The organism is Orlajensenia flava (genome assembly GCF_004801905.1).
Lineage (GTDB): Bacteria > Actinomycetota > Actinomycetes > Actinomycetales > Microbacteriaceae > Orlajensenia > Orlajensenia flava.
In genome coordinates this window covers 267967-293606 of sequence record NZ_SSSN01000009.1, presented here as the reverse complement: position 1 = coordinate 293606, position 25640 = coordinate 267967, and the positions used below count along the sequence as shown (strand labels likewise).

Here is a 25640-nt window from a genome sequence, read left to right as displayed (position 1 = left end):
GAACCACACCAGCCAATCACTGATACGCCTGCTCGCTGCGCTCGCGGGCTACTCAACCAGCGGTGCCACTGCAGACGCGAAGCGGCTTCGCGAATCGAGGCCCTCGCACTTGCGACCGGCGGGTTTCGATACGCGTGCTCCTTCGTCGCTCGCTACTCAACCAGCAATGCCACTGCAGACGCGGAGCGGCTCCGCGTATCGAGGCCCTCGCATGTGCAAGTGGCGGGTTTCGATACGCGTACTCCTTCGTCGCTCGCTACTCAACCAGCGATGGAGAGCAGCGGATCAGCCGGAACAGTAGACGACGTCGACGGTGGACTTCTGCGGCACGTCGCCCGGCGCGATCGACTGAGACGTGATCGGCTGGTTCGGCTTCTGCTTGCACGAGGTGTCGGGCTTCGGGTTGGCCGTCAGTTGCAGATTGGATCCCTGGAGGATGTCCGTCGCGGCGCTCAACGACTGACCCGTGAGGTCGGGCAGCGTCACGAGCCCGCTCGAGACGACGAAGTCGATCGTCGAACCCGAGTCGACCGCCGTGGCACCGACCGGGTTCGTGCGGAGCACGACATCCGTTGCGATCGTCGGCGAGTTCTCCTTGCTGACCGCACCCACCGCCATACCGGCTCCGGTGATGGCGGCCTGCGCATCCGCGATGGGCTTGTTGGTGACGTCGGGCACGGTCACCTGCTCCTTGCCGGTCGACACGTACACGGTGATGTACGTTCCGGGAGCGACGGTCTCGCCCGACGGTGGATCGGTGCGGGTGACCTTGCCCTTCTCCACGGTCGCGCTCGGCTCGGGCACCTGCGTCGCAGACAGGTCGCGGTCGGCGAGCTTGGCCGAGGCATCCTCGAAGGTGAGTCCGGTGATCGACGGCACCTCGCGCGACGACGACGGGATGTCGCTCGACGGAGCCAGGTTGAACACCCAGAACATGACGGCGGCGATGATGACGATGACGCTGAGGATGCCTGCCCAGACCCAGATGGCCGGCGGCCGCCGCTGGGTGCGCACCATCCGCTGGTCTTCGGAGAGCTGCTTGAAGGCGAGCTCGGTGCCGGTGGTGATGGGAGGCGGCGTTCCGAAGAGGTTCGCCTCCTCACTCTGCTTGTGGATGGGCAGCTTGCCGGATGCGGCGATCTCGAGGTCGCCCCGGAACTCGGCCGCGGTCTGGTAGCGGTCGAAGCGATCCTTCGCGAGCGCCTTCGCCACGACCATGTCGAGCGCGGGCGAGACGTTCTGGTTGATGGAACTCGGCTTGCTCGCCGTCTCGCTCACGTGCTGATAGGCGACGGCCACCGGAGTGTCGCCGCGGAACGGCGGGCGACCCGTGAGCATCTCGAACAGCACGACGCCGGCGGAGTAGAGGTCGGTGCGCGCGTCGACGAGCTCGCCCTTGGCCTGCTCGGGCGAGAAGTAGGAGGCCGTGCCGAGGATGGCGGTGGTCTGCGCGACCGTCGTCGACGAGTCGGAGATGGCCCGGGCGATGCCGAAGTCCATCACCTTCACCTGTCCGGACTTGGTGATCATGATGTTGCCGGGCTTGATGTCGCGGTGCACGACGCCGGCGCGGTGCGAGTACTCGAGCGCGGTCAGGACGCCCTCGAGGATGCGGACGGCCTCCGACGACTCAAGCGCACCCCCGCGGATGACGTCCTTGAGCATGCGCCCGTCGACGTACTCCATGATGATGAAGGGCTGCTGCGTGTCGTGGCCCGACGTGTCGGTGACGGTCTCCTCGCCGGCGTCGAACACGCGCACGATGGTGGGATGCGCCATCCGCGCCGCTGCCTGAGCCTCTTGGCGGAACCGCGTGCGGAAGGCCGGGTCGAGGGCGAGCGACGACTTGAGCAGCTTGATCGCCACTGTCCGGCTCAGCCTGGTGTCCGTTCCGAGGTGCACCTCGGACATGCCGCCGCGGCCGATGAGTTCACCAACACGGTAGCGGCCTGCGAGCAGGCGGCCATCGTCAGTCAATGCGAACTCCTCGAATGTGGGCGGACGGGTGCGGAAAGCCTAACGGACGCGGCTGATCACGGGCCGACCACGGTCACGCTGAGGGGGTCGGACGCCGGGGAGGCGACGGATCCGCACTGGTACACGAGCGTGGCGGTGAACGTCGAGTCCTTCGGTCCCGCGGTGAAGGTAGCCGTGCGGCTGCCATTCGGAGTCGCGTCGGCCTGGACGTTGGTCGCGCCCTGTCCGGTGACCGTCAGGTTGTAGCCACTCAGGGTCTGACCGGCCGGGCAGCTTTGGGCTTCCCAGGCGATCGTTGCCGACGCCACTCCTGCTTTCACCGTTGTGGGGGACTCGCCACCCTGCAACGTCGGTGCCGCGGTCGGCTTGCTCGGCTGAATTACACCGGCGTACACGGACAGAGTGATGGAGGCGCCCTTCTGGAGGTTGCCGGTCGGGTTGACCGCGTAAACGGTGTCGACCTTCGCCGGATCCGTTGCAGCATTGCCGGTGTTGACCGTAACGGTGAGACCCATGCCCTCCGCCTTCGCACGGGCGTCCGCGCTCGAAAGGCCGATGAAGTCGGCCTCCTTCACTGGGATCGTCGTCGAGGTGGGCGTCGACGTGGGTGTCGGAGTCGATGACTTCGTCGGTGCGGGTGTCGAGGTCGTGGTCGTCGGAACCGGGGTGTTGTTGTTGCCCCCGTTCACGGCGAGGGCGATGATTCCGCCGATAAGCAGCAGCGCGAGCAGGATGATGAGGACGATGAGCGGCCAGGTCCAGGGGCTGCGCTTCTTCTTTTCGGGCTCGCCGGTCTCCTCGGTCGTCGTCGTGGTGGTCACGGCGGCGGGGAACACCGTGGTGGCCGCGCTGGTGTTCGCGTTGGAGGAGGGCATCAGCATGGTCGCGGCTGTCGCGCCCGCTCCGAGGATGGCGGGCACCGCGGCTGCCGCGGCCTGCACGTCGCCCTTGCGGAGCGCGGTGGCTGCGCGAGCGAGGTGGGCCGCCGACTGCGGCCGGTCGGCCGGGTTCTTGGCGATGCACGCGAAGACGAGGTTGCGAACCGGCTCGGAGACCGTGATGGGCAGGTCGGGTGGGGTGTCGTTGATCTGCGCCATGGCGATGGCCACCTGCGACTCGCCTGTGAACGGACGACGGCCCGCCAGGCACTCGTAGGCGACGATGCCGAGCGAGTAGATGTCGGTGGTCGGCGAGGCCGGGTGGCCCGATGCCTGCTCGGGAGAGAGGTACTGCACCGTTCCCATGACCTGGCCGGTCGCCGTGAGCGGCACCTGGTCGGCGATGCGCGCGATGCCGAAGTCGGTGATCTTGACGCGGCCGTCGGGGGTGATGAGCAGGTTGCCCGGCTTGATGTCGCGGTGCACGAGGCCGGCCGCGTGAGCGGCGTGCAGTGCTGATGCCGTCTGGGCGACGATGTCGAGCACTTTGTCGGTCGACAGGGTGTGCTCGCGCTCGAGAATGGTGGAGAGCGCCTCGCCCGGCACGAGCTCCATCACGAGGTAGGCGCTGCCATCCTCCTCGCCGTAGTCGAACACGTTGGCGATGCCCTCGTGGTTGACCAGCGCGGCATGGCGAGCCTCGGCGCGGAAGCGCTCGAGGAAGCCGGGGTCGCCGAGGTACTCGTCCTTGAGGATCTTGATGGCGACCTGCCGACCGATGACGAGATCCGTCGCCTGCCAGACTTCACCCATGCCGCCGATCGCGATCCGCGTCTGCAGCTCGTAGCGCCCCCCGAAGGTGAGCCCTGATGTGGGTCTCATTTATTCAGCACCGCCTCTAGTACCTTTTTGGCCACTGGCGCGGCAAGGAGGTTGCCGTACCCGTTCGTTCCCATTCCGCCACCGTCTTCGATGAGGACCGTGATCGCAAACCTCGGGTCGTTCGCTGGCGCGAATCCGGTGAACCAGAGCGTGTACGGATCCGCCTTGCCGTCCGCTCCGATGTTCTCCGCCGTGCCCGTCTTACCGGCCACGTCGACCCCGTCTATTCTTGCATTATCGGCCGCTCCGTCAGCGACGTTGGCGACCATCATCTTGGTGAGCGCATCAGCGGTTTCCTTGCTGATCGCGCGGCCGAACTGCTTCGGCTCGAAGGTGCTCACGACCGACAGGTCGGAGTTGGTCACCTGATCGACCATCCCCGGTTGCATGACGATGCCGCCGTTCGCGATGGCGGCGGACACCATGGCCATCTGGATGGGCGTCGCGCGCACCTCCCACTGGCCGAAGGCCGACAGCATCGTCTGCGGAGTATCCGCCACGGCGGGGTAGACGCTCTTCTCGACGGTCATGGGAATGTGCTGCTCGACGTTGAAGCCGTACTTCTGCGCCTGGTCCCGGATGGCCCGGTCGCCCAACTGCTGCCCGAGTTCGGCCATGGGGATGTTGCAGGAGAGCCGCAGCGCATCCGCGATCGTGACTGTCGCGCCCGGTCCGCAGGTGCCGCCGCCCGAGTTGATGACGACGGAGTCGGTGCCGGGCAAGGTCAACGACCCGGGGTTCGGGAAGGTCGATTCGGGCGTGTACCTGCCCGATTCGAGGGCGGCTGAGACGATGACGAGCTTGAAGGTGGATCCCGGCGGGTTGAGGTCGCCGCCGCGGTTGCGGTCGATGAGTGGATCGGTCGGGTCCTTGACGAGTGCGTCATAGGTGGAGTCGACCTGCTTCGTGTCGTGCACGGCGAGAGTGTTGGGGTCGAAGCTCGGCTTGGACACCTGCGCGATGATGCGGCCGGTCTTCGGTTCGGTCACGACGACCGCTCCGGTGAAGTTTCCGAGTGCATCCCACGCCGCCTGCTGCGCGACCGGGTCGATGGAGACCTGCACGGCGGCACCCTTGGGCTTCTGCCCGGTGAAGATGCGCTCGAGCTTGGTGAGGAACTGCGAGTTCGCGGTGCCGCTGAGGTAGTCGTTCATCGACCCCTCGATGCCGGTCGGCTCGCCGTTGACGGGGAAGAAGCCCGTGACGGGGGCGTAGAGCGGCCCGTTGGCGTAGGTGCGCTGCCACTTGTAGTTGTCGTTGGCCGGTGTCGACGACGCGACCGGGGTTCCCGCGACGAGGATGGGCCCGCGCTCGACCTGGTAGCTCTCGTAGAGCGTGCGGGTGTTGCGCGAGTCGTCGCCGAGCTGGTCGGCGGCGACGGCCTGGATGACGGTCGTCGACGTGAACAGCGCCACGAAGAGCACTATCACGACGATGCTGACGCGCTTGAGCTCGCGGTTCACGACTCCACCACCAGCCTCGGCTGGTTGCGGACGGTGTCCGAGATGCGCAGGAGCAGCGCCGTGATGATCCAGTTGGCCACGAGCGAGGATCCGCCCGCCGCGAGGAAGGGTGTCGTGAGGCCGGTGAGGGGGATCACGCGCGTGACGCCGCCGATCACGATGAAGCACTGCAGGGCGATGACGAACGAGAGGCCGACGCCGAGCAGCTTGCCGAAGTCGTCCTGCCCGGCGAAGCCGACGCGGAACCCGCGCGAGATATAGAGGATGTAGAGGGCGAGGATGGCAAACAGTCCAGCCAGCCCGAGCTCCTCGCCGAGGCTCGCGATGATGTAGTCACTCTGGGGCACGGGCGTGAGGTCGGGGCGACCCTGCCCCCATCCCGTGCCGATGAGGCCACCGTGGGCCAGCCCGAACAGGCCTTGAACGAGTTGGTAGCTGCCACCGTCTGCGTTGTAGACCGCCGGGTTGAAGGCGTCGAGCCAGTTGGTGATGCGCCCGTTGACGTAGTCGAGGGTGCGGCTGGCGACGAATGCCCCGCCGAGGAACATCGCCAGGCCGAGCAGCACCCAGCTGAGCCGCCCGGTCGCCACGTAGAGCATGACGAGGAACAGGCCGAAGTAGAGCAGCGCCGTACCGAGGTCGCGCTGGAACACGATGACCGACATCGACAGCGCCCACACGATGAGCAGCGGCCCGAGGTCGCGGGCGCGCGGGAAGCGCATGCCGAGGAAGGTGGTGCCCACCATCGACAGCGAGTCGCGGTTGCGAACGAGGTAGCCCGCGAAGAACACGGCGAGGGCGATCTTGGCGATCTCGCCGGGCTGGAAGGTGGCGAAGCTGCCGAAGCCGATCCAGACGCGGGCGCCGCTCACCTGACGGCCGAGCCCCGGCACGAGCGGCAGGAGGAGGAGCACGATGGCCACGAAGCCCGAGACGTAGGTGTAGCGGAACAGGGTGCGGTGGTTGCGGATGATCACCAGCACGCCGATGGCGCACAGGATCGCGATGGAGGCCCAGGCGATCTGCCGCACCGCTGCGCTGTCCCAGCCGTACTGCTTGTCGGCGATGTCGATGCGATAGATCATCGCGATGCCGAGGCCGTTCAGCACGGTGGCGACGGGCAGCAGGAACGGATCGGAGTCGCGCGCGACGAAGCGGAGTGTGATGTGCAGGCCGAACACGAGGATGGAGAGGGTGGCGAACAGGGAGACGAGCGTGAGGTCGAGGTGACCGAGCGCCCCCAGTTGCACCAGCACGATCGACGCGCCGTTGATGACGCACGCGAAGATCAGCAGGCCGAGTTCGAGGTTGCGCAGCTTCTGGGGGAGGCGGATGCGGCCGACCGGCGCGGTGGGAGGCGCAGAGCGCACAGCGGTGTCATTTGCCACTGGAGCCCTCCAATCGATCCGCGATGGCCGTCGCCGCCTTGAGGGAGTCGGCGCTGATGGTCGCCTCGACAGCCTGCCGGTCGTAATCCGTGAGAGAGCTGAGTGCGATGCCGGTGTCCTCGTGCACATGGTGCAGGGAGATGGGACCGAGATCCTGTTGCACGCCTTGGAAGATCGCCACCCTGTCGCCGTGCGCCCCGACATAGAAGCGCGACTGGCTCCACCCGTAGGTGATGAGGACGGCCGCCACGATTCCCAGCACGATCAGGGCGATGGAGGCGATCCAGGTGGCGCGACGCCGGCGGACGCGCCGGGCATCCTCCTCGATGAGCTCGTCGAGGTAGTCCTCGACATCGGGCTCGAAGTGCGCCTCGGGCACCGCGTGCAGGCGGAAGGGCGGCAGGCGGAGGGCGCGACGCGGAGGCTCGTCAGCGGCGAGGTCGAAGGCGAGCGGATGAGCGGCGGAGCCCACCGTGCGCTTGCCCTGCTCGCCGTGCGGCTCCGCACCGATGTCGACGACGACGACGGTGACGTTGTCGGGAGCGCCGCCGTCGAGGCTCTCCTTGACCAGCCGGTCAGCGACGTCGAGCGCCGTGACGGGCTGCGCGAGCGCCTCGCGGATCTCGTCGAACGACACGACGCCCGAGAGTCCGTCGGAGCAGATCAGCCAGCGGTCTCCGGCGACCGTGCCGAGGATGCTGGTGTCGATCTCGGGCGACGCTTCGACGTCGCCGAGGACGCGCATGAGCACCGAGCGCCGCGGATGAACCGCTGCCTCCTCCTCGGTGATGCGCCCGCTTTCGACGAGCCGCTGCACGAAGGTGTGGTCGACGGTGATCTGGCTGAGCTCCCCGTCGCGCATGAGGTAGATGCGCGAGTCGCCGATGTGGGCGATCGCCACTCGGTCGCCCAGGATGTACAGGGCGCTGACCGTGGTGCCCATGCCCGTGAGCTCGGCGTGCTCGAAGACTGTTTCGGCGAGCTGGCCGTTGGCCGCCATCAGCGCCGACTGCATGGCCATCTCGGCGTCGCTCACGCTGTCGTATGGCCGATCGGCCTCCGCGATGCGCCGGGTGGCGATGGCGGATGCGACGTCACCGCCGGCGTGACCGCCCATGCCGTCCGCGACGAGGTAGAGGTGTTCGCCCGCGAAACCGGAGTCCTGGTTGTTCGATCGGACCCGGCCGACGTGCGAGACGGCCGCGCTGTCGAGGAGCGTCGGCATCCGCTACCGCCGCAGTTCGAAGGTCGTGGCGCCCACCTTGACGCTGGAGCCGAGGGCGACCGGCGTGGGGACGGTGACGCGGTGGCCGTCGAGGAAGGTGCCGTTGGTCGAGTCGAGGTCCTGCAGCATCCACCCGTTGTTCCAGAGCATGAGCCGGGCGTGGTGGGTCGACGTGTAGTCGTCGCGGATGACGATGGCCGAGTCGGACGAGCGCCCGATGGTGATCTCGTCGCGACCGAGCGGGAACTCGGCTCCCGCCTTGGCGCCGGAGGTCACCACGATCGCGCGTGCGTTCTCCGAGGTCGCCAATTCGCCCTTGCCGGAGGACGGGGCGACGGATGGGCGGGCCGCCGTGACGGGTCCGGTCGGTGCTGCCGTCGCTGCCGCAACGGGCGGAGCTGGTGAGACGGGGATGCCGCCGGGAGGGGTGGCGACCACCTTGCGCACCCGCTGGCCGAACAGGTCGGTGCGCAGGGCGTAGACGACGGCGAACACGAAAGCCCACAGCAGCGCCAGGAACCCGAGCCGCAGCACGAGCAGGGTGAGTTCACTCACGAGGCGGGCCCCCAGAATCCGCCCATGTCGTGACGCATGGTGGCATCGTCCACCCGCTCGGCCGCGCGTGCCGGCGGAGTCGCCTGGGCGAGGACGCGGAACACGATGCGAGTGCGGCCGATGGTGATGACAGAGTCGGGTTCGAGGACGGCCTGCTTGACGGCACTGCCGTTCAGCTGAGAACCGTTGGTGGAGCCGAGGTCGCGCACCTGGGCTCGACGGCCGTCCCAGGAGACCTCGATGTGCTTGCGGCTGGTTCCGGAGTCGTCGATGGTGATGTCGGCGTCGCTGCCGCGGCCGATGACGGTGCGGGCCTTGAGCAACGGATACCGCTTGCCCGCGATCTCGAGGACGGGGGTCCACGCGACCTCGCCCTTGACGTTGCGGGAGTCGACCTGCACCATGCCGAGCGAGAGGGAGGGATCGGAGGCCAGCGAGATGCTGATGCCGCCGGCGAACTGGAAGTGCTGGCTCGCCGCATGCTTCTGTACGAGGTCGACGAGTTCGTCGATGAGCGTCGGGCCGAGCGCCTTCATGCGCGTGTAATCGTCGGCGCTCATGCGCACCGTGAAGGTGTTCGGCACGAGCACGCGGTCGCGCGACACGACAGCCGCCTTGGTGTCGAGCTCGCGTCGCAGGGCCGCCGTGATCTCGACCGGCTGCAGCCCCGACCGAAAGGTCTTCGCGAAGGCGCCGTTGACAGCGCGCTCGAGACCCTTCTCGAAGTTGTCCAGTATCCCCACAGGTCTCCCGATCCGGTTCTTTGACTCTTGAATGTTAGTCGGAGAGGTGGGAAATGCCTGTCAGGGGAGACTCAATCACCGGGTCCCGGCGCCTCCGCCACCTCGTACTCCAGCGCGATCGCGGGGATGGAGGCGGTCAGGAGCGTGCCGTCGGATCGACGCTGGCCGCGGACGTCGTCCATCGTCGGACCCCCGACCAGGCGGGCTCCCTGATGCGTGAGCGGCACGGTGATCGGGCTGCCCTCGCGCACGTGCACCACCTGCCCTCGCACGCTGAGTTCGGCCTCGTGGCCCTCCTCGACGGTGAAGGTGACGGACTCGGCGACGAGGTCGACCCGAATCCGGGTTCCCCGCAGCGTGAGCTTGTAGGTGAGTCCCTCCCACGTGGCCGGGAGGCGCGGGTCGAACGAGAACAGCCCGCGGTGATCGCGGAATCCGCCGAAGCCGTTGACGAGCGCGGCCCAGACGCCGCCCGTCGATGCGACGTGAACGCCGTCCGACGCGTTCTTGTGCAGGTCGAACAGGTCGACGAGGAGCGCAGCACGGAAGTACTTCATGGCGAGCTCGCCGTATCCGACCTCGGCGGCGATGATCGACTGCACAACGGCCGAGAGGGTCGAGTCGCCGGTGGTCAGCGGGTCGTAGTAGTCGAAGTCGGCACGTTTCTGCTCCGACGTGAACTCGTTGCCCTGCAGGAACAGCGCGAGCACGACATCCGCCTGCTTGAGCACCTGGAAGCGGTAGATGACGAGCGGGTGGTAGTGCAGCAGGAGCGGGAAGTTGCCGTCGGGCGTCTCCTCGATGTCCCAGATCTCCTTCTGCAGGAACGCCTCATCCTGCGGGTGGATGCCCAGGTTGTCGTCGTAGGGGATGTGCATCGCGTGAGCAGCGCGCGACCACTCCTCGACCTCGTCGTTGCTGACGCCGAGGCGCCGGACCAGGGCCTCGTAGGCGTCGGGATCGGCAACCCGGATGTTCTGGACGGCCGTCGCCGCGGCGCCGAGGTTGGCTCGCGCCATGACGTTCGTGTACAGGTTGTCGTTGACCACGGTGGTGTACTCGTCGGGCCCGGTGACGCCGTGGATGTGGAACACCTCGTCGCGCTTGCTGCCGCGCCAGAAGCCGAGGTCGGCCCACATGCGCGCGGTCTCGACGAGAATGTCGATGGCTCCGCGGTCGAGGAAGTCGGTGTCTCCGGTCGCCGAGACGTACTGGCAGACGGCGAAGGAGATGTCGGCGTCGATGTGGTACTGCGCGGTGCTGGCCGCGTAGTAGGCGCTGGACTCGAGGCCGTTGATGGTGCGCCACGGGAACAGCGCGCCGCGCACGTTGAGCTCCTGGGCGCGCAGGCGGGCCGCGTCGAGCATCTTCTGCCGGAACCGCAGCACGTTGCGCGCCACGACGGGCGAGGTGTAGCTGAGGAAGGGCATGACGTAGATCTCGCCGTCCCAGAAGTAGTGGCCGCCGTACCCGGTGCCCGTGACGCCCTTGGCGGCGACGCCGCCTCCATCCGTTCGCGCCGTGGCCTGCGCCAGCTGGAAGAGGTTCCAACGGATGGCCTGCTGCAGCGCCGACCGGCCCTTCACCTGCACGTCGACACGGTTCCAGTAGCTCTCGAGCCAGCTGCTCTGGTCGTCGAGGATGGCGTCGACACCGTACTCGCGCGCCGAGTCGAGCGAGCGGTCGCACCGGTCGGCGAGCTCGCGCACCGGCAGAGTGCGGGCCGTGTGGTAGCTGATCACCTTCGTGAGACGGATGGTGTTGCCCTGCTTCGCGTGGATGCGGTACGCCATCTTGGCCAGGTCGTCGTCGAGCGAGACCGAGGTGGAGTATCCGTCGGCCGACTCGATGTGGTGGTCGGCCGCCACCGCGATGGTCATCGCCGAATTCGTGCAGCGGTAGCCGAGCATGATGCGGCCGTCGCGCTCGCGCTTGATGCGGGGCTGCAGCACGCGCTCGACGAACGTGTCGGCCTTGCGCGGATCGAATCCCTCGATGGGGGCGTCGACGTTGGCGCGGTACTCGTCGCGACCGTCCTGGCGGTTGAGGATCTGGCTGGAGAGGGTGACGTTGGCGTCGGCGTCGAGGAGGGTGACCTCGTACGTGATGACCGCGATGTGGCGGTCGGTGAAGCTCGTCATGCGCTGAGAACGGATGGCGACCCGCTTGCCGGCGGGAGTGCGCCACTCGAGGTCGCGTTCGAGGATGCCGGTGCGGAAGTCGAGGCGGCGCTCGTAGCTCAGCAGGTCGGCCTCGGTGATGACCAGCGGTTCGTCGTCGACGTAGAGCCGCACGATCTTGGCGTCGGGGGCGTTGACGATGGTCTGCCCGACCCGCGCGAACCCGAAGGCCTCCTCGGCGTGACGGATGGGCCAGGTCTCGTGGAATCCGTTGACGAAGGTGCCGTGCTGGTGGCCGTCGCGGCCTTCCTCGATGTTGCCGCGCATGCCGAGGTAGCCGTTGCCGACCGAGAAGATGGTCTCGGTCTGGCCCATGTTGTCGGGACTGAACGACGTCTCGACGAGCGCCCAGTCGTCGACCGGGTAGCGCGTGTAGTCGTAGGAGTAGTCCTCGGGCAGCCTCACGGGCGGTCCTCTCTGATGTCGTGCAGGTCGGGGATGATCTCGTCGAGCTCGTCGACGACGATGTCCGCTCCTTCGCGTTCGAGTGTCGCACGGCCAACGCCCCGATCGACGCCGAGGACGAGGCCGAAATCGCCGGCCGCTCCGGCGCGCACGCCCGACTCGGCGTCCTCGACGACGACGCAGGCATCCGAGGCAATACCGAGCAGCTCGGCCCCGTAGGTGTAGGTGTCGGGTGCTGGCTTGCCGGGGATGCCGTGGGCGGCTGCGACGTTGCCGTCGACGACCACCTCGAAGAAGCCGTCGAGGCTCGCTGCCCGAAGTACTTCCGGTGCGTTCTTGCTGCTCGAGACGACGGCCATCGCGTATCCGAGTCGCTGCGCCTCCTCGACCAGGGCGAACGAGCGCGGGTAGGGCGCGACACCCTCCTCGGCGATGGTGGCGGTGAAGACGGAGTTCTTGCGGTTGCCGAGCGCGCAGACGGTGTCGTCGCCCGGCGCATCGGCGGGCGAGCCGTAGGGCAGCTCGATGCCGCGGGAAGCGAGCAGGTCGCGCACCCCCTCGTAACGCGGCTTGCCGTCGATGTGGGCGAAGTAGTCCGCCTCGACGTACGGCGCCGCGCCTCGTTCAACGAGGAAAGGGGTGAACAGCCGCGACCAGGCATGCATGTGCGAGACGGCCGTGGGGGTCAACACTCCGTCGAGGTCGAACAGGAATGCGCGGATCGTCTCGGGGACTCGCGACCGGGTCGTCGTCTTCTCGTGGCTCACGCTGGGCCTCCATCTCGTCTGGGGCGAGAAATGGGCCAACGGCGGCCCGGCGGTGCTGGAGAAAACGCTATACCCGCGCGGAAGGCGTTGGCGACGGGGTGTCGGATGCGCGCGCCTCTTATATAGGGTGACGGGCGCACGGGCGGGCTCCGGCATCCGTCGCCTCGAATGGCTTATGCGGGGGTGAAGTGCTAATCTCGCTGAGTTGGTCTGCCCGGTTCGCCGGGCGGCCGACAGGATGCGCGAGTGGCGGAATTGGCAGACGCGCTGGCTTCAGGTGCCAGTACTCGCAAGGGTGTGGGGGTTCAAGTCCCCCCTCGCGCACCACACGTCGGAGGGCCTCCGACCCTCTGCCATCGCTGAGGCAACGCTCATCGCGACAAACGTGGTGACGCCGGAGCGCGGGCATCGTCGGCGATGCCGTCGAGGAGTTCTCGCAGGGCGGCGGTCGAGGTGTGCTGCGGCTCCCAACCCAGCAGCACGCGCGCCCGTTCGGTCGACATGACGGGGACGTTGGTCGCGATGTCGAGCCAACCCGGGTCGGCGCGCTGGAGACGCAGCTTCCATGTCGCCCACATGAGGGCGCGAACGACCGTTCGACGGATCGGCAGCACGACGCGCGCGCCGAGGACGCGGCCCAGAGCGGCGGGGTCGAGGACCGGCTCATCCGCGATGTTGAATGCGCCACCGGCCCGTCGCTCGAGGATGCGCGCGAACGCGTCGGCGAGGTCGTCGGCGTGGACGGCCTGCGAGATGACCTGAGCCGGGACGGTGAGGATCGGGAGGCGAACCTGGCCGAGCCAGCGCGTCGGGACGAGTGGTCCGATGAACAGGTCGACGATCTCGTGCGCCGCGCTGCGCTGGAAGACGAGGCCGGGGCGGACGCGGCTCACCACGACGCCCGGATGGGCTGTCTCGAACGCATCGAGCTGACGTTCCACCACGGCCTTCTGCCGGGCGTAGTGAGAGGTGTGGACTCCGCCGGTCGGCCAGCTCTCGTCGACACGATGGTGCTTGGGGCCACGACTGTAGGCGCCGACGGAGGACGCGACGACGAGATGAGGAACGCCTGCGGCGGCCACGGCGGTCAGGACGTTGCGCGTGCCGACGACATTCGTCGCCCACAGCACGTGCTCACGATGGTTGGGCTGGAGGAGCCAGGCCAGGTGCACGACGGCGTCGGCTCCGGCGATCGCCTCGGTGAGCCGCTGCACGGCATCCGTCGCCGAGATGTCGAGCTGGTGCCACTCCACGTCGCGATACGGCTCGACCGTCTGGTCGGGTCGGTGCCTGCTGATGCCGACGAGGTCAGCGGATGGGTCGCCAGCGCTCAGGCGACGCAGGATGGCGGTGCCGATGTTGCCGGTTGCTCCGACGATGACGATGCGCATGGATGGCCCCTCGCGTTCCTGATGCACGCTAGTCGAGGGGAGTGGGCGTATCCGCGGGGTTGACGGCGGCCGATCAGCGCAGGCGTGCCACGGAGTCGCGCAGCACGAGACGCGCTGGTGCGATGGTGCTGTCCGCTGCCTCGTCGCCGTCGATAGCGGAGAGGAGGAGGCGGGCGGCCTCGCGACCCAGATGACGGGGCGCCGTGCGGACGGTGCTGAGGGTCGGTCGCACGTGCTCGCCGAAGTTGATGCCGTCGAATCCGGCGACGGAGACGTCTTCGGGCACGCGGAAGCCGAGTTCGATGGCGCGGTTCATGAAGCCGATCGCGGAGAGGTCGTTCGCGCAGAAGACCGCGGTGGGTCGGCGCTCGCCGGTCATGAGCACGTCGGCCGCGCGTCTGCCGCCGTCGGAGGTGAAGCCACCGTTGACGGTGTCCTCCGCCTGCAGTCCCACGGCCTCCATCGCCTCCCTCCACGCGGAGATGCGCTCGAGCGAGTGCACGTAGTGCGGCGGACCGCTGACGTGCGCGATACGGCGATGGTCGAGTTCGGCCAAGGTGCGCACGAGCTCGTGGATGGCCTCGGTGCCACTCTGACGCACGGCCGGGAACGGGAAGTCGCCGACGGCGGGGTTGATGCCGACCGCCGGAAAACCCAGCTCGGCGAGCTCCGCCACGCGAGCATCGTCCGCCTTGATCTCGTTGAGGAACACCCCGTCGACGCGCCGACTTCGCGCCAGGGCGAGGTGGCGGTCGACGGTGAGGGTGCTGTCCTGCGTGATCTGCAGGGCGAGGACGTAGCCGCGCGGCGCGATGTACTCCTCGATGCCTCCGATGAACGCGCCGAAGAACGGATCGGACTCGAGGATGTCGAAGTCGCGCTCGACGACGAGTCCTACCGAGTACGCGCGCTTCGCCGACAGCGCCCTGCCGCGCGCAGAGGGAACGTAGCCGAGCGCGCTCGCGACTGATCGCACCCGATCGCGCGTCGATTCCGAGACGCCGGGCTGCCCATTCAGGGCAGTGGACGCGGAACTGATCGCGACACCGGCTTCGCGTGCGACGTCGATGATGGTGACGCGTTCGCGCGGGGTGGGCATGAAGGCACACTACCGCCCCGAACCCTTGCGGAACCGAAGCTTCATGGCTATATTCGGCGAAAGAACAGAAACGTTTCGGTTCGGGTCATCACAAGGGAGTGAACCATGGCGAAGAGGTTGTCAGGTGCCCGTAAGAGGGGCATCGTCGGAGCGATCGGAGCGGCTGCGGCCCTCGCGCTCCTGAGCGGATGCACGAGCGGATCGACACCATCGGACACGGGCGCCGTCACCGGCAAGCTCGAGATCCTGGTCTCGAGCGCCACCGCATCCGACAAGGCCTTCAAGGAGGTCAACACCGCGTTCATGAAGAAGTACCCCGACGTGAAGGTGGAGTTCAGTGCGGTTCCCAACGACAACTTCCCGGCCAGTCGCTCCTCACGACTCACGGCAGGAAACGTCGACGTGACCCTCGCTGCGCCACGCGAGATGCCCAGCTACGTCAAGAACGGCGCCGTCGACGACGACACCGCTGCCGCCGAGGCAGGCCTGTTCGTCGACCTGACGGGCCAGGACTTCCTGAAGAACTTCACGCCGTCGGTGATCGACCAGCTCAAGTACAAGGGCAAGGACTACACGGTTCCGACCGGCCTCAGCTACTACACCGGCGTGTTCTACAACAAGAAGATCTTCGACGACAACGGGCTGTCGGTGCCGACCACGTGGTCGGAGTTCGAGAAGGTGATGAGCACCCTTCAGGGCGCGGGCGTGACACCGCTCGGCATCGGAGGAAAGGACAGCTGGCCGGCAGGTCTCGACATGATCGCGGCGGTGCAGGGACTGTATCCGACCGCCGATGACAAGACGAAACTCGCCGAGGACCTGTGGAAGGGCAAGGCCGACCTCGCGGACGGCAAGCAGCTCGAGGTGATGAAGCGGGTCTCCTCGTTGTACGACGTGGCGCAGAAGAACTTCGCCGGGGTCGGCTACGACGCCATCCCCTCCGGGTTCGCCAGCGGCCAGTTCGCGATGACGGTCGACGGCACCTGGAACCAGACCACGATCGACTCCGCGGTCAAGGGCGCATTCGACTACGGCTACTTCCCGCTTCCGGTCAGTGACACGGCAGCGGACAACCAGTACCTGGGCGGCAAGGTCGAACTGCGGATGGTCGCGGCGGCCAACGGTCACAACAAGACCGCCGCGCTGGCCTACCTGAGCTTCTTCTCGCAGCCCGACGTCTACACGAAGTTCATCCAGACGACGGGCTTCGCACCGGCCGAGCCGAACATCCCGGCCAGCGAGTTCCTCAAGGGCATCGAGAAGTACACGTCGACCTTCTCACCGGCGTGGGACACCGTCTGGCGCGCCAACCCGGATGCCGGCCAGGCCGCCGTCTTCCCGTTCAACTACCCCGCCATCTCCCCGCTCGGCGGCAAGTCCGCGGCCGACGCCGCAGCAGAGGCGCAGTCCGCGTGGAAGGCCGGACTCTGAGAACGCTCGCGGGGGCGGACCTCCCGTCCGCCCCCGCGCGAGCGTCCTCACGGGACACGCCATGAGCACCTATCCCTTCGGAGCCCGGTCTCCGCTGCGCATCACGTTCGGCTTCGGGCTCGTCGTCCTGGTCGTCTTCGCGATCGTGCCGGCCGTAGCGGTCTTCCTCATCTCGTTCACCGACATCCGCGGTCTTCCCGGCATCCCGGTCAACTGGGTCGGCCTCGACAACTACGAGCGGTTCTTCTCCGCCGCCCGCATCGGCTACAACGTGAACGCCCTCAAGAACACGCTCATCTATGCGGTCGTCTCGACGGTCGCGATCAACGCGCTCGGGCTCGCCATCGCGGTGCTGCTCAACCAGAAGCTGCGCGGCAAGACGTTCGCCAGGGCGGTGGTCTTCCTCCCGACGATCCTGGGCGTGACCGTCATCGGCCTGATCTGGTCGCTGTTCTTCAACCCGTCCGCTGGACCCGCTGCGACGGTGTGGTCGTGGTTCGGTGCGGACTCGGCCTTCTTCGGCGATCCCAACCTCGCCCTCGGCCTGGTCATCTTCGTCCAGATCTGGGCCGGACTCGGTGTCGCTGTCGTCATCTACCTCGCCGGACTGCAGGCCATACCGGAGGAGCTCTACGAGGCGGCCGACATCGACGGGGCCAGCGGCGGCCAGCGGCTCAGACTCGTCACCGTGCCACTGCTCGCGCCATCCATCACCGCGAACGTGCTCCTCGCGATCGTCGGGTCGCTGCAGAGCTATCAGCTCGCCTACGTGCTGACGGGGCCGAACAACCCGGCCACCCAGCTGCTCTCGCTGGCGATCTTCTCGCAGGCCTTCGGAGGAAGCAGCACGAGTGGACTCGGGCAGTCGCAGGGCTACGCGGCGACGATCTCGGTCATCCAGTTCATCATCGTGAGCGTTGCGTCATTGCTCGTGCTGATCTACCTGCGCCGACGGGAGGCCCGACTGTGACCGCCACGACGTCGACCCCGCGACCCGCCGAGAGGGATGCACCGGTCGCGGCTCGGACCGCCCTGGATGCCCGTCGTCGGCGGCTGATCCGACCCGGGCGCATCGTGAACTACGCGCTCGTGGTGATCGTGGTGTTCTGCTACCTGTTCCCGCTCCTGTTCCTGCTCAACACCGCGCTCAAGTCGAACGCCGACTTCTTCGCGAATCCTGTGGGGCTGGTCACGTCGCCGCAGTGGGCGAACTTCGGGCAGGCGTGGGTGCAGGGCAACTTCGGCGCATACATCCTCAACAGCGTGCTGTACACGATCTGTGCGGCCGGACTCGGAACCGCGATCGCCGTGCTGATGGGCTTTCCGGTCAGTCGCGGCTATCTGCGCTGGCCGCGGCTGTGGAACGCGCTGTTCGTGGTGATGCTGTTTCTGCCCAACGCCCTCATCACTCAGTTCCAGCTCCTGCTGCGGATGGGCCTGTACAACACGCAGTTGGGCTACATCCTCATCATGGCCGCGGGGGTCGGGGTGGGCCCGCTCCTCATCGCCGGCTACGTCAAGTCGCTCCCCCGGGAGCTCGACGAGGCGGCCGCCGTGGACGGGAGCGGATATTGGCGCTACCTGATCACGTTCGTCATCCCGATGGCGAAGCCGGCCATCGCCACGGTGTTCATCCTCCAGGCGATTGGCGTGTGGAACGACATCATCCTGGCGACGATCCTCCTGCCCGACCCGGCGAAGTCGCCGATCTCGCTCGGCCTCTACGCCTTCCAGGGGACCTACACGAACGACTGGGGTCTGCTCGCCGCGGCTACCATGATCGTCGCAGCGCCGCTCGTGGCCGCCTACCTGTTCCTGCAGCGTTACCTGGTCGGCGGCGTCGTCGGAAGCGTCAAGGGCTGATCGACCGTGCCGCTCCTCCCTGAAAGGACCCATCGACAATGAGGCCCGATTCCTCGACAGCGACCTCGTACCGCCTCGAACGCGTCGGCATCCTGATGTCGCCGGCATCCGGGAGGGCGGATGAGGCGGAGGGCGTGATCAACCCGGCGACCGCTCGCGAACCGGATGGCTCCATCCGTCTGTTCCCGCGGCTCGTCGGCGTCGGCAACTTCTCCCGCATCGGCGACGCACGCGTGATCGTCGAGGGCGGTGTGCCGACGGATGTCGAGCGCCTCGGCATCGCGCTGCAGCCCGAGCGCACGTGGGAGCGGGGCAGCGGACACGGGGGAACGGAGGATCCCCGCATCACCCGCATCGAGGAGCTCGATCTGCACGTGATGACCTACGTCGCCTTCGGACCGACGGGACCGCGCCCGGCGCTCGCGGTGTCGCGCCACCTGGAGAGCTGGACTCGGCTCGGCCCACTGCAGTTCGACTACGACGACGAGCAGGGCGTCGACCTCAACATCTATCCGAACAAGGACGTCGTGTTCTTCCCCGAGGCGGTTCCGGGGCCGGATGGCGAGCCGAGCTTCGCTGTGCTGCACCGGCCGATGTGGGACCTCAGCTTCGTCCGACCCGACGACACCGTCGCGGTTCCGGACGGGGTCGATGACGCGCGACCGAGCATCTGGATCTCCTACGTTCCCGTCGCCGAGGTGATGGCCGACATCTCGCGGCTGGTGCGGCTCGGCGGGCATCGCATCGTCGCGACGCCGCTGTTCGACTGGGAGGCGCTCAAGATCGGCGCCGGGCCGCCGCCGCTCCGCGTGCCGGAGGGATGGCTGCTGATGCACCACGGGGTGTCCGGCCATCTGGAGGGGGGAGCGTTCGTTCCCCAGCGCCATGTGCGCTACTGCGCCGGGGCGATGATCCTCGACGCGAGCGACCCATCCCGCGTGTTGGAGCGGTTCGAGCGCCCGCTGCTCGAGCCCGAGACGCCCGAGGAGACCGACGGCATCGTCGCGAACGTCGTCTTCCCGACCGCCATCGAGCGCATTGACGGAGTCGACTTCGTGTTCTACGGCATGGCCGACCACAAGATCGGGGTGGCACGCCTCACCCGCATCGGCGGAGGGGAGGGGTGAGGCCGTTCTCCCGGCACGAGGAGTCGCTGGCGCTCGCCGAAGCGCGCCTCAGGCGCAATCCGGCGACCGCCGCGCTCTCGCAGTCGACCTTCCTCGGGCAGTTTCCGCCCGACACGGATTGGGCCATCGGTCCGTTCGAGCGCCTGAGCGGCCTCGACTTCACGCCCGAGCGTCAGTGGCACGACCCGGCGGCCATCGGATGGACGAGCGAGTCGATCTTCAATCCCACCCTCATCGCGCGGGATGACGAGCTGCACCTCTTCTATCGTGCGTCGCCGAAGAAGGAGTCGCTGGCCTCTCGCATCGGCCACGCCGTCTTCACCGAGCGGGACGGCTGGGTCGACGATGCGGCCAACCCGGTCGTCTCGCCGTCGCTCGACAACGAGACGCTCGGCGTGGAGGATCCCAAGATCTATCGCGCCGACGGTCGCTGGTTCCTGTTCTACAACGGCATCTTCGCCGTGACGGATGCCGACCGCTCGCGATATCCGGCGCCCGGGTATCCTGTCGATTCGATCGGCTGCGACATCAACGTCGCCGTCTCCGATGACCTGCGCACCTGGTCCAAGCTCGGCCCGGTGATCGACCACGGCACCAGCCGGCTGTGGGCCAAGGGCGCCGTCATACCCCGCGACGCTTCCGGCAACGCAGTGACGGTGGGCGGCGAGTACCTGATGTTCCTTTCCGAGGGGTGCGACGGCGTGCCGCACGTCGGGCGGTCCGACGACCTCCGATCGTGGACGTTCAGTCCGCAGCCCTATCTGGACCTCGGCCGCGGCCGGGTGCACGAGGTTGCGACGGCGTTCGTGCGGGACGATCGCCTCGTGCTCGACTTCTTCTACGATCGCGGCGGCGTGTGGTCCGCCGGGCAGGCGCTGTACGAGGTGGGCGACCCGTTCCATCCGATCGCCCTCACGACCGGGGGAACGCTTGCCTGGGGCGGGATCATCGACTGGCGGGGTCGGGACACGTTCGCCCAGGGGTGGGACTCGCCGGTGGGGGAGCGATCACTGCAGTTCTACGGGCGCCAGCTGCCAACCGACATCCGTCCGAAGAGCATTCGAGGAGAGAAACCATGAGCCCGTCCGTACGACCCAGAGTGCTGTTCGGCGGCGACAGCATCACCGATGCCGGACGCCGCGAGGATCCCGACGGATGGGGTGACGGATATGTCCGCCTGATCGCCGAGGACCCGGCCGCCGCCTCGGTCGAGGTGATCAACGCCGGCGTCGGTGGCGACCGCGTGGCCGACCTGCGTCGACGATGGGCGGATGACGTGCTCGCCGCGCGGCCCGACGTCGTGACCGTGCTCGTGGGCGTCAACGACATGTGGCGGCGCTACGACAGCGACGACCCCACGACAGCGACCGCGTTCCGGGAGGGCTACGCGGCCGTCCTCGACGCGACCGTCGCAGCAGGGGTGAGCAGGCTCGTGCTGATGGAACCCTTCTTCGTACCGCTCACCGACGATCAGCGTGCGTGGCGGGATGACGACCTCGAGGAGAAGATCGCTGTGACCCGATCCCTCGCCGAGGAGTACTCCGCACGGCTCGTTCCCCTCGACGACCTGTTCACCGCCGCCGCGGCCCGCGAGGGTGTCGAACAGATCGTGCCGGATGGCGTGCATCCGTCTGCGCGCGGCCACCGGATGATCGCCGATGAGTGGTGGCGAACGGCATCCGATCTGCTGGTCGAGTAGCGGAGCCATATCGAGGCGTCACGAAACACGGTCGTAAACGGGGAGGTCGTACGCTCGACGCGTGACCAACATCTCCGACCGCCTGGACGAGCCCGATCGCGAACTCGTGAGGGGCGGCGTCGACGAGGCCCTACGCAACGACGTGAGCCTGCTGGGCAACCTGCTCGGCCGGGTGCTCAGCGAGGCGGGCGGCGCCGAGCTGCTGGGTGATGTCGAGCGTCTGCGGGGGCTCGCCATCGGCGCCTACGAGGGTGATGGAAGCGTCTCGATCGACACGGCCGCCGAACTCGTCGATGCGTTCACCGCCGATCGCGCCGAGCAGGTGGCTCGGGCCTTCACGGTGTACTTCCACCTCGTCAATCTCGCCGAGGAGCACCATCGCGTGCGCGTGCTGCGTTCGCGCGACTCGGCGCGGACGGATGCGGCGAGCGACACCCTGCCGGGCGCTCTGGCCCGACTGATCGAAGAGGTCGGGGTGGAGGAGACCGCCGAGCGACTGAGTGCGCTGCGATTCCATCCCGTACTTACAGCGCACCCCACCGAGGCTCGCCGGCGGGCGGTGGCCTCGGCCATCCGCCGCATCTCCGACCTGCTCCAACGTCACGACGCCGTGCTCGCGGGGAGTGCGGCGGCCGTCGAGTTGCAGCGGCGTATGCTCGAGGAGATCGACACCCTGTGGCGCACGTCGCCCATCCGCACCACCCGTCCGACGCCCCTCGACGAGGTGCGGACGGCGATGGCGATCTTCGACCAGACGCTGTTCGAGGTGGTTCCGCGCGTCTACCGCATGCTCGACGACTCGCTCCTTGAGGATGCCGCCGGCCGCGCGCCCGCCGAGGCTCCCGCGTTCCTGCGACTGGGCACCTGGATCGGCGGCGACCGCGACGGCAACCCGTTCGTCACCGCGGACATCACGACCGAGGCGGCTCGCATCGCCTCGGAGCACGTTCTGCTGGGCCTCGAACGTGCGGCGACGCGCATCGGCCGTTCGCTGACGTTGGACTCCTCCGAGGCGCGGCCATCCGCCGACCTCGATGCGCTGTGGACGCGACAGACCGAGCTCGCCGAGACGGTGACATCGCAGATCGGCACCCGCGCTCCGAACGAACCGCACCGCCGGGTGCTGCTGGTCATCGCCGCCCGCATCGCGGCGACACGCACGGGCAGCGACTTCGCCTACGCCGCACCCGAGGAACTGCTCGACGAACTGCGCGTCATCCAGGCCTCGCTCGCCGCGGGTGGCGCTCGCCGCAGTGCATACGGCGCACTGCAATCGCTGATCTGGCAGGTGCAGACGTTCGGGTTCCACCTCGCCGAACTGGAGGTGCGGCAGCACTCGCAGGTGCATCGAACGGCGCTGGCGGAGATCCGTGCCGGCGGTGACCGTGCGGAGATGACGGATGAGGTGCTCGCCGTCTTCCGGTCCATCAAGGGCCTGCAGGATCGGTTCGGGGTCGACGCCTCGCGCCGCTACATCGTCTCGTTCACGCAGAGCGCCGAGGATCTCGGCAACGTCTACGCGCTCGCCGACGCCGCGCTCGGCACGGATGCTCCGACGCTCGACGTCATCCCGCTGTTCGAGACCTTCGCCGACCTCCAAGCCTCGACCGACATCCTCGACGGCATGCTCGCACTGCCGCCCGTGCAGGCCCGACTGGAAGCGACCGGCCGCAGGGTCGAGGTGATGCTCGGCTACTCCGACTCGTCGAAGGATGTCGGTCCGGTCGCTGCCACGCTCGCCCTCGACGCCGCCCAGGCTCGCATCGCCGACTGGGCCGCGCGCAACGACATCGTGCTCACGCTCTTCCACGGCCGCGGGGGAGCGCTCGGCCGCGGCGGAGGGCCGGCCAACGAGGCCGTGCTGTCGCAGCCGCCGGGATCCGTCGACGGACGTTTCAAGCTCACCGAGCAGGGCGAGGTGATCTTCGCCCACTACGGCGACCAGGCGATCGCCGAGCGCCACATCGAGCAGATGGCCTCCGCGACGCTGTTGGCATCCGCTCCCTCCAACGAGGAGGCCAACCGGGCAGCCGCCGAGGAGTTCCGCGACCTCGCCACCGCGCTCGACAGCGCATCCCGCACGCGGTTCTTCGAGCTCGTGAAGGCAGACGGCTTCGCACCCTGGTTCGCCCGGGTCACGCCGATGGAGGAGATCGGGCTGTTGGCGCTCGGCTCGCGGCCGGCCCGTCGCGGCCTGTCGGTCGAGTCGCTCGACGACCTGCGCGCGATTCCGTGGGTGTTCTCCTGGGCTCAGGCGCGCATCAACCTGACGGCATGGTTCGGACTCGGCACGGCGCTGGCATCCGTCGGAGATGAGGATGCGCTGAGGAGAGCGTATGAGGGCTGGCCGCTGTTCCGCTCCATGATCGACAACGTCGAGATGAGCCTCGCCAAGGCCGACAGACGGCTCGCCGAGAGGTATCTCGCCCTCGGTGATCGGGACGAACTCGCGGCGCTCGTGCTCGACGAGATGGCGCTCACCGCCGAGTGGGTGCTCCGCGCGAGTGGCCATTCCGAGTTGCTCGAGGGACGGCCGGTGCTTCAGCGGGCGGTACGGCTGCGCAGTCCCTACGTGGATGCGCTCTCGCTGCTGCAGCTGCGGGCCCTCCGGCGTGTGCGTAGCGGTGACGATTCCGACGGAACGGATGAGGCCAAGCGCCTTCTCCTGTTCACCGTCAACGGTGTCGCGGCCGGCATCCAGAACACGGGCTGATCCGCGTCAGCCCCTGCCGAGCGCCACCCGATCGCGCTGGGCACGTCCCATCAGCAGCAGGGCCACGAACGGGCTCGCCGTGAGGGCCGTCCCGAACGCCGCGAAGAACAGACTGCTCACCGTGAACGGCGCGAGCAGCAGGCTCGCGACGAAGAAGCCCAGCAGCACGAGGCCCGAGAGCAGTGCCGCAGCGACGAGAAGGCGCCCGGTCGCCGCGAACACGGCGCAGGCAACGCAGGCGAGCAGGCACAGCAACTCGGCCGCGATCATCAGGGGCAGGTACCAGGGCGACTCGATGGAGACGCCGAAGTTGCCCGGGGAGAGGCCCACCGAGTTACTGGAGAACAGCAGCGCGAGCAGCGCCGCGACGATGATGGCAGTCCAGCGCCAGAACGATCGCGTGCGAGCTGAGAGCACAGATGCGGGCCGGGGGATGCCCGAGCCGAACACGGCGCCGTCGTTAGCCTCAGGGGCCGGAGTCGAATCTGCGGGTCGCGGCATCGGGGTCGCGGGTGCAGCGGTCGGGCCGGCCCCACGTCGTGCCGGATGTCGGCTGAGTTCCTCATATGCTCGGCCGACGAGGATGAACCGTTCCGATGCCTCGGCTCGCTGCCGGGCCGTGCCATCCGCGAAGCGATCGGGATGCGCGGCTCGGGCGCGCGCTCGGTAAGCGGCCCGGATCTGCGCGTCCGTCGCGGAGGGGGAGACGCCGAGGACAGCGGCGGCCTGATCGGGACTCATCGGCCGCAGAGGTTTCCGCGGATCCACTCGGCCGCATCCGCCGGCTCCAACTGGCCGGAGCGGATGCGCGCGACGAACCCGACGGCGAGGTCGGTCAGGCGGCCGTCGGCCGACTCCGGGGCATCCCGGCCGACGTGGATGGAGAGCCAGCGGGTGAGACCGGGCCCGAGACGGGCGGCCACTGCCACGATGCCTGCGAAGTGACGAGCCTGCCCATCGGTGTCGTCGTCGACCACGGGACGGAAGCCCCGCCCACGCAGACGGTTGCTTCCGCCGCTGGCGGCATCCGTAGCCCAGAACACGCCCCGACGCACTCCGCCGACGCGCTCGCCGAGCTCGATAAGGAAATGTCGCGGCGATGCCGCCGTTCGCGCGAGATCGGACGCCGTCTCGGCGAGCTGGGAACAGGCATCCATGCGTCCATCCTGCCCCGGATCGGCGTGGCACCCCGCACCGACTGGTCAACGCTCGGCGACGCGTCTCGCGTCGGCGAGGAGCTGGTGGGGTGGCTGCGGCGGCTGTTCGCAGCGACTTTCTAGGGGCGGACAGTGGGGGTTTGCCGCGCAATCGTTCTTTCGCTTTGGCCACGAGAAGGTCGTCCATCTGAAATGGTGTCGCGCAGGGTTCGAAGGACCGTGATCGTGGTCTCGATGTCCGCCACGTTCACGCTCCGGGCCGTCTGGTTGGCCCAGGCATCCCGAGCGGGTTCGGTGGCGCGGAAGGCCCGCCATCCCTCAGCGGTGATGCGAAGCAGAGGGGCACGCCCATCGTCGGGATTCTCTTCACGCTCGACAAGTCCGTCGGCGATGAGGCGATTCGCGGCCTCCTGAACGCTCTGCCGGCTCAACCCTCGGGAGCGGGCAAGAGAGGCGACGGTGACAGGCCCCCGTCTGATGAATCCGAGGACCTGCAGTTTCGCGGCGGTCAGACCCGCAGCCGATGTGAGGTGGTTGCCGGCAGCTAAGAACGCCCCATTGGCGCGGAACACTTCGTTGATCAACTCCGTCAGAACCTGCCCAGGATCTCGCTCGTGCGTCATGTCCATCCCCTCATTCGCTCTGTCTGCGACCGACGGCGGGTTCACGAAGGTCACGGCGTCCCGCCACCCCCCAG

Annotated in this window: 21 protein-coding genes and 1 tRNA gene; 8 read left to right on the top strand and 14 right to left on the bottom strand. The window is 68.0% G+C overall.

Annotated elements, in window-relative coordinates:
* Positions 1–285 precede the first annotated feature (285 nt).
* The 9 genes from pknB to E6C70_RS13065 form a co-directional block, all read right to left on the bottom strand.
* Complete coding sequence (pknB, locus tag E6C70_RS13105) at positions 286–1977, bottom strand: Stk1 family PASTA domain-containing Ser/Thr kinase (protein WP_136424973.1); 1692 nt, start codon at positions 1975–1977, stop codon at positions 286–288.
* A 56-nt stretch (positions 1978–2033) separates the two neighbouring features.
* On the bottom strand, positions 2034–3737 hold the full coding sequence (locus E6C70_RS13100; protein WP_136424972.1) for a serine/threonine-protein kinase: 1704 nt from the start codon (positions 3735–3737) through the stop codon (positions 2034–2036).
* A complete protein-coding gene (locus tag E6C70_RS13095) occupies positions 3734–5200 on the bottom strand; it encodes a peptidoglycan D,D-transpeptidase FtsI family protein (protein WP_136424971.1) in 1467 nt (488 codons plus the stop codon). The genes E6C70_RS13100 and E6C70_RS13095 overlap by 4 nt, the downstream gene beginning before the upstream one ends.
* Complete coding sequence (locus E6C70_RS13090) at positions 5197–6588, bottom strand: FtsW/RodA/SpoVE family cell cycle protein (protein ID WP_207670133.1); 1392 nt, start codon at positions 6586–6588, stop codon at positions 5197–5199. The genes E6C70_RS13095 and E6C70_RS13090 overlap by 4 nt, the downstream gene beginning before the upstream one ends.
* Positions 6578–7813 carry a PP2C family protein-serine/threonine phosphatase gene (locus E6C70_RS13085; protein ID WP_136424970.1) on the bottom strand — a complete coding sequence of 412 codons (1236 nt, stop codon included), beginning with the start codon at positions 7811–7813 and terminating at the stop codon, positions 6578–6580. Before E6C70_RS13085 ends, E6C70_RS13090 begins: the two co-directional genes overlap by 11 nt.
* 3 nt (positions 7814–7816) lie before the next feature.
* Complete coding sequence (locus E6C70_RS13080; protein WP_136424969.1) at positions 7817–8368, bottom strand: FHA domain-containing protein FhaB/FipA; 552 nt, start codon at positions 8366–8368, stop codon at positions 7817–7819.
* Positions 8365–9111, bottom strand: a complete 747-nt coding sequence (locus E6C70_RS13075; protein WP_136424968.1) for an FHA domain-containing protein — start codon at positions 9109–9111, stop codon at positions 8365–8367. Before E6C70_RS13075 ends, E6C70_RS13080 begins: the two co-directional genes overlap by 4 nt.
* Positions 9112–9182: 71 nt before the next feature.
* Positions 9183–11696: a glycoside hydrolase family 65 protein gene (locus E6C70_RS13070; RefSeq protein WP_235833455.1), complete on the bottom strand. Its 2514-nt coding sequence runs from the start codon at positions 11694–11696 to the stop codon at positions 9183–9185.
* Entirely contained in the window at positions 11693–12463 is a 771-nt protein-coding gene (locus E6C70_RS13065; RefSeq protein ID WP_268895965.1) for an HAD family hydrolase, read from the bottom strand. Before E6C70_RS13065 ends, E6C70_RS13070 begins: the two co-directional genes overlap by 4 nt.
* Before the next feature lie 240 nt (positions 12464–12703).
* Between E6C70_RS13065 and E6C70_RS13060 the strand changes: the two genes are divergently transcribed.
* Positions 12704–12790 (top strand) — tRNA-Leu (locus E6C70_RS13060).
* Between the two features lie 44 nt (positions 12791–12834).
* Here the strand turns inward: E6C70_RS13060 and E6C70_RS13055 are convergent.
* Both E6C70_RS13055 and E6C70_RS13050 read right to left on the bottom strand, forming a co-directional pair.
* Positions 12835–13854, bottom strand: coding sequence for an NAD-dependent epimerase/dehydratase family protein (locus E6C70_RS13055; RefSeq protein ID WP_136424966.1), 1020 nt, complete (start codon positions 13852–13854; stop codon positions 12835–12837).
* 73 nt (positions 13855–13927) lie between these two features.
* Positions 13928–14953: a LacI family DNA-binding transcriptional regulator gene (locus E6C70_RS13050; RefSeq protein WP_136424965.1), complete on the bottom strand. Its 1026-nt coding sequence runs from the start codon at positions 14951–14953 to the stop codon at positions 13928–13930.
* 105 nt (positions 14954–15058) lie between these two features.
* On the opposite strand from E6C70_RS13050, the gene E6C70_RS13045 reads away from it, so the two are divergent.
* The 7 genes from E6C70_RS13045 (at position 15059) to E6C70_RS13015 (ending at position 23786) form a co-directional block, all read left to right on the top strand.
* Complete coding sequence (locus tag E6C70_RS13045; protein ID WP_136424964.1) at positions 15059–16384, top strand: ABC transporter substrate-binding protein; 1326 nt, start codon at positions 15059–15061, stop codon at positions 16382–16384.
* A gap of 61 nt (positions 16385–16445) precedes the next feature.
* Positions 16446–17354: a carbohydrate ABC transporter permease gene (locus E6C70_RS13040; protein ID WP_136424963.1), complete on the top strand. Its 909-nt coding sequence runs from the start codon at positions 16446–16448 to the stop codon at positions 17352–17354.
* Complete coding sequence (locus E6C70_RS13035; RefSeq protein ID WP_136424962.1) at positions 17351–18247, top strand: carbohydrate ABC transporter permease; 897 nt, start codon at positions 17351–17353, stop codon at positions 18245–18247. The genes E6C70_RS13040 and E6C70_RS13035 overlap by 4 nt, the downstream gene beginning before the upstream one ends.
* 38 nt (positions 18248–18285) lie before the next feature.
* A complete protein-coding gene (locus E6C70_RS13030; protein WP_136424961.1) occupies positions 18286–19374 on the top strand; it encodes a glycoside hydrolase family 130 protein in 1089 nt (362 codons plus the stop codon).
* The gene (locus E6C70_RS13025) at positions 19371–20453 is read left to right on the top strand and encodes a glycoside hydrolase family 130 protein (RefSeq protein WP_136424960.1); all 1083 of its coding nucleotides are present in this window, start codon (positions 19371–19373) and stop codon (positions 20451–20453) included. The genes E6C70_RS13030 and E6C70_RS13025 overlap by 4 nt, the downstream gene beginning before the upstream one ends.
* Complete coding sequence (locus E6C70_RS13020) at positions 20450–21073, top strand: SGNH/GDSL hydrolase family protein (RefSeq protein WP_136424959.1); 624 nt, start codon at positions 20450–20452, stop codon at positions 21071–21073. Before E6C70_RS13025 ends, E6C70_RS13020 begins: the two co-directional genes overlap by 4 nt.
* Positions 21074–21134: 61 nt before the next feature.
* On the top strand, positions 21135–23786 hold the full coding sequence (locus E6C70_RS13015) for a phosphoenolpyruvate carboxylase (protein WP_136424958.1): 2652 nt from the start codon (positions 21135–21137) through the stop codon (positions 23784–23786).
* A gap of 6 nt (positions 23787–23792) precedes the next feature.
* Here E6C70_RS13015 and E6C70_RS13010 read toward each other — a convergent pair whose 3' ends face one another.
* The 3 genes from E6C70_RS13010 to E6C70_RS13000 form a co-directional block, all read right to left on the bottom strand.
* Positions 23793–24527 carry a J domain-containing protein gene (locus E6C70_RS13010; protein ID WP_136424957.1) on the bottom strand — a complete coding sequence of 245 codons (735 nt, stop codon included), beginning with the start codon at positions 24525–24527 and terminating at the stop codon, positions 23793–23795.
* Positions 24524–24943 carry a hypothetical protein gene (locus E6C70_RS13005; protein WP_235833454.1) on the bottom strand — a complete coding sequence of 140 codons (420 nt, stop codon included), beginning with the start codon at positions 24941–24943 and terminating at the stop codon, positions 24524–24526. The genes E6C70_RS13010 and E6C70_RS13005 overlap by 4 nt, the downstream gene beginning before the upstream one ends.
* A gap of 119 nt (positions 24944–25062) precedes the next feature.
* Positions 25063–25572 (bottom strand): MarR family winged helix-turn-helix transcriptional regulator, encoded by a 510-nt coding sequence (locus E6C70_RS13000; protein WP_235833453.1) that lies wholly within the window; start codon positions 25570–25572, stop codon positions 25063–25065.
* Positions 25573–25640 lie beyond the last annotated feature (68 nt).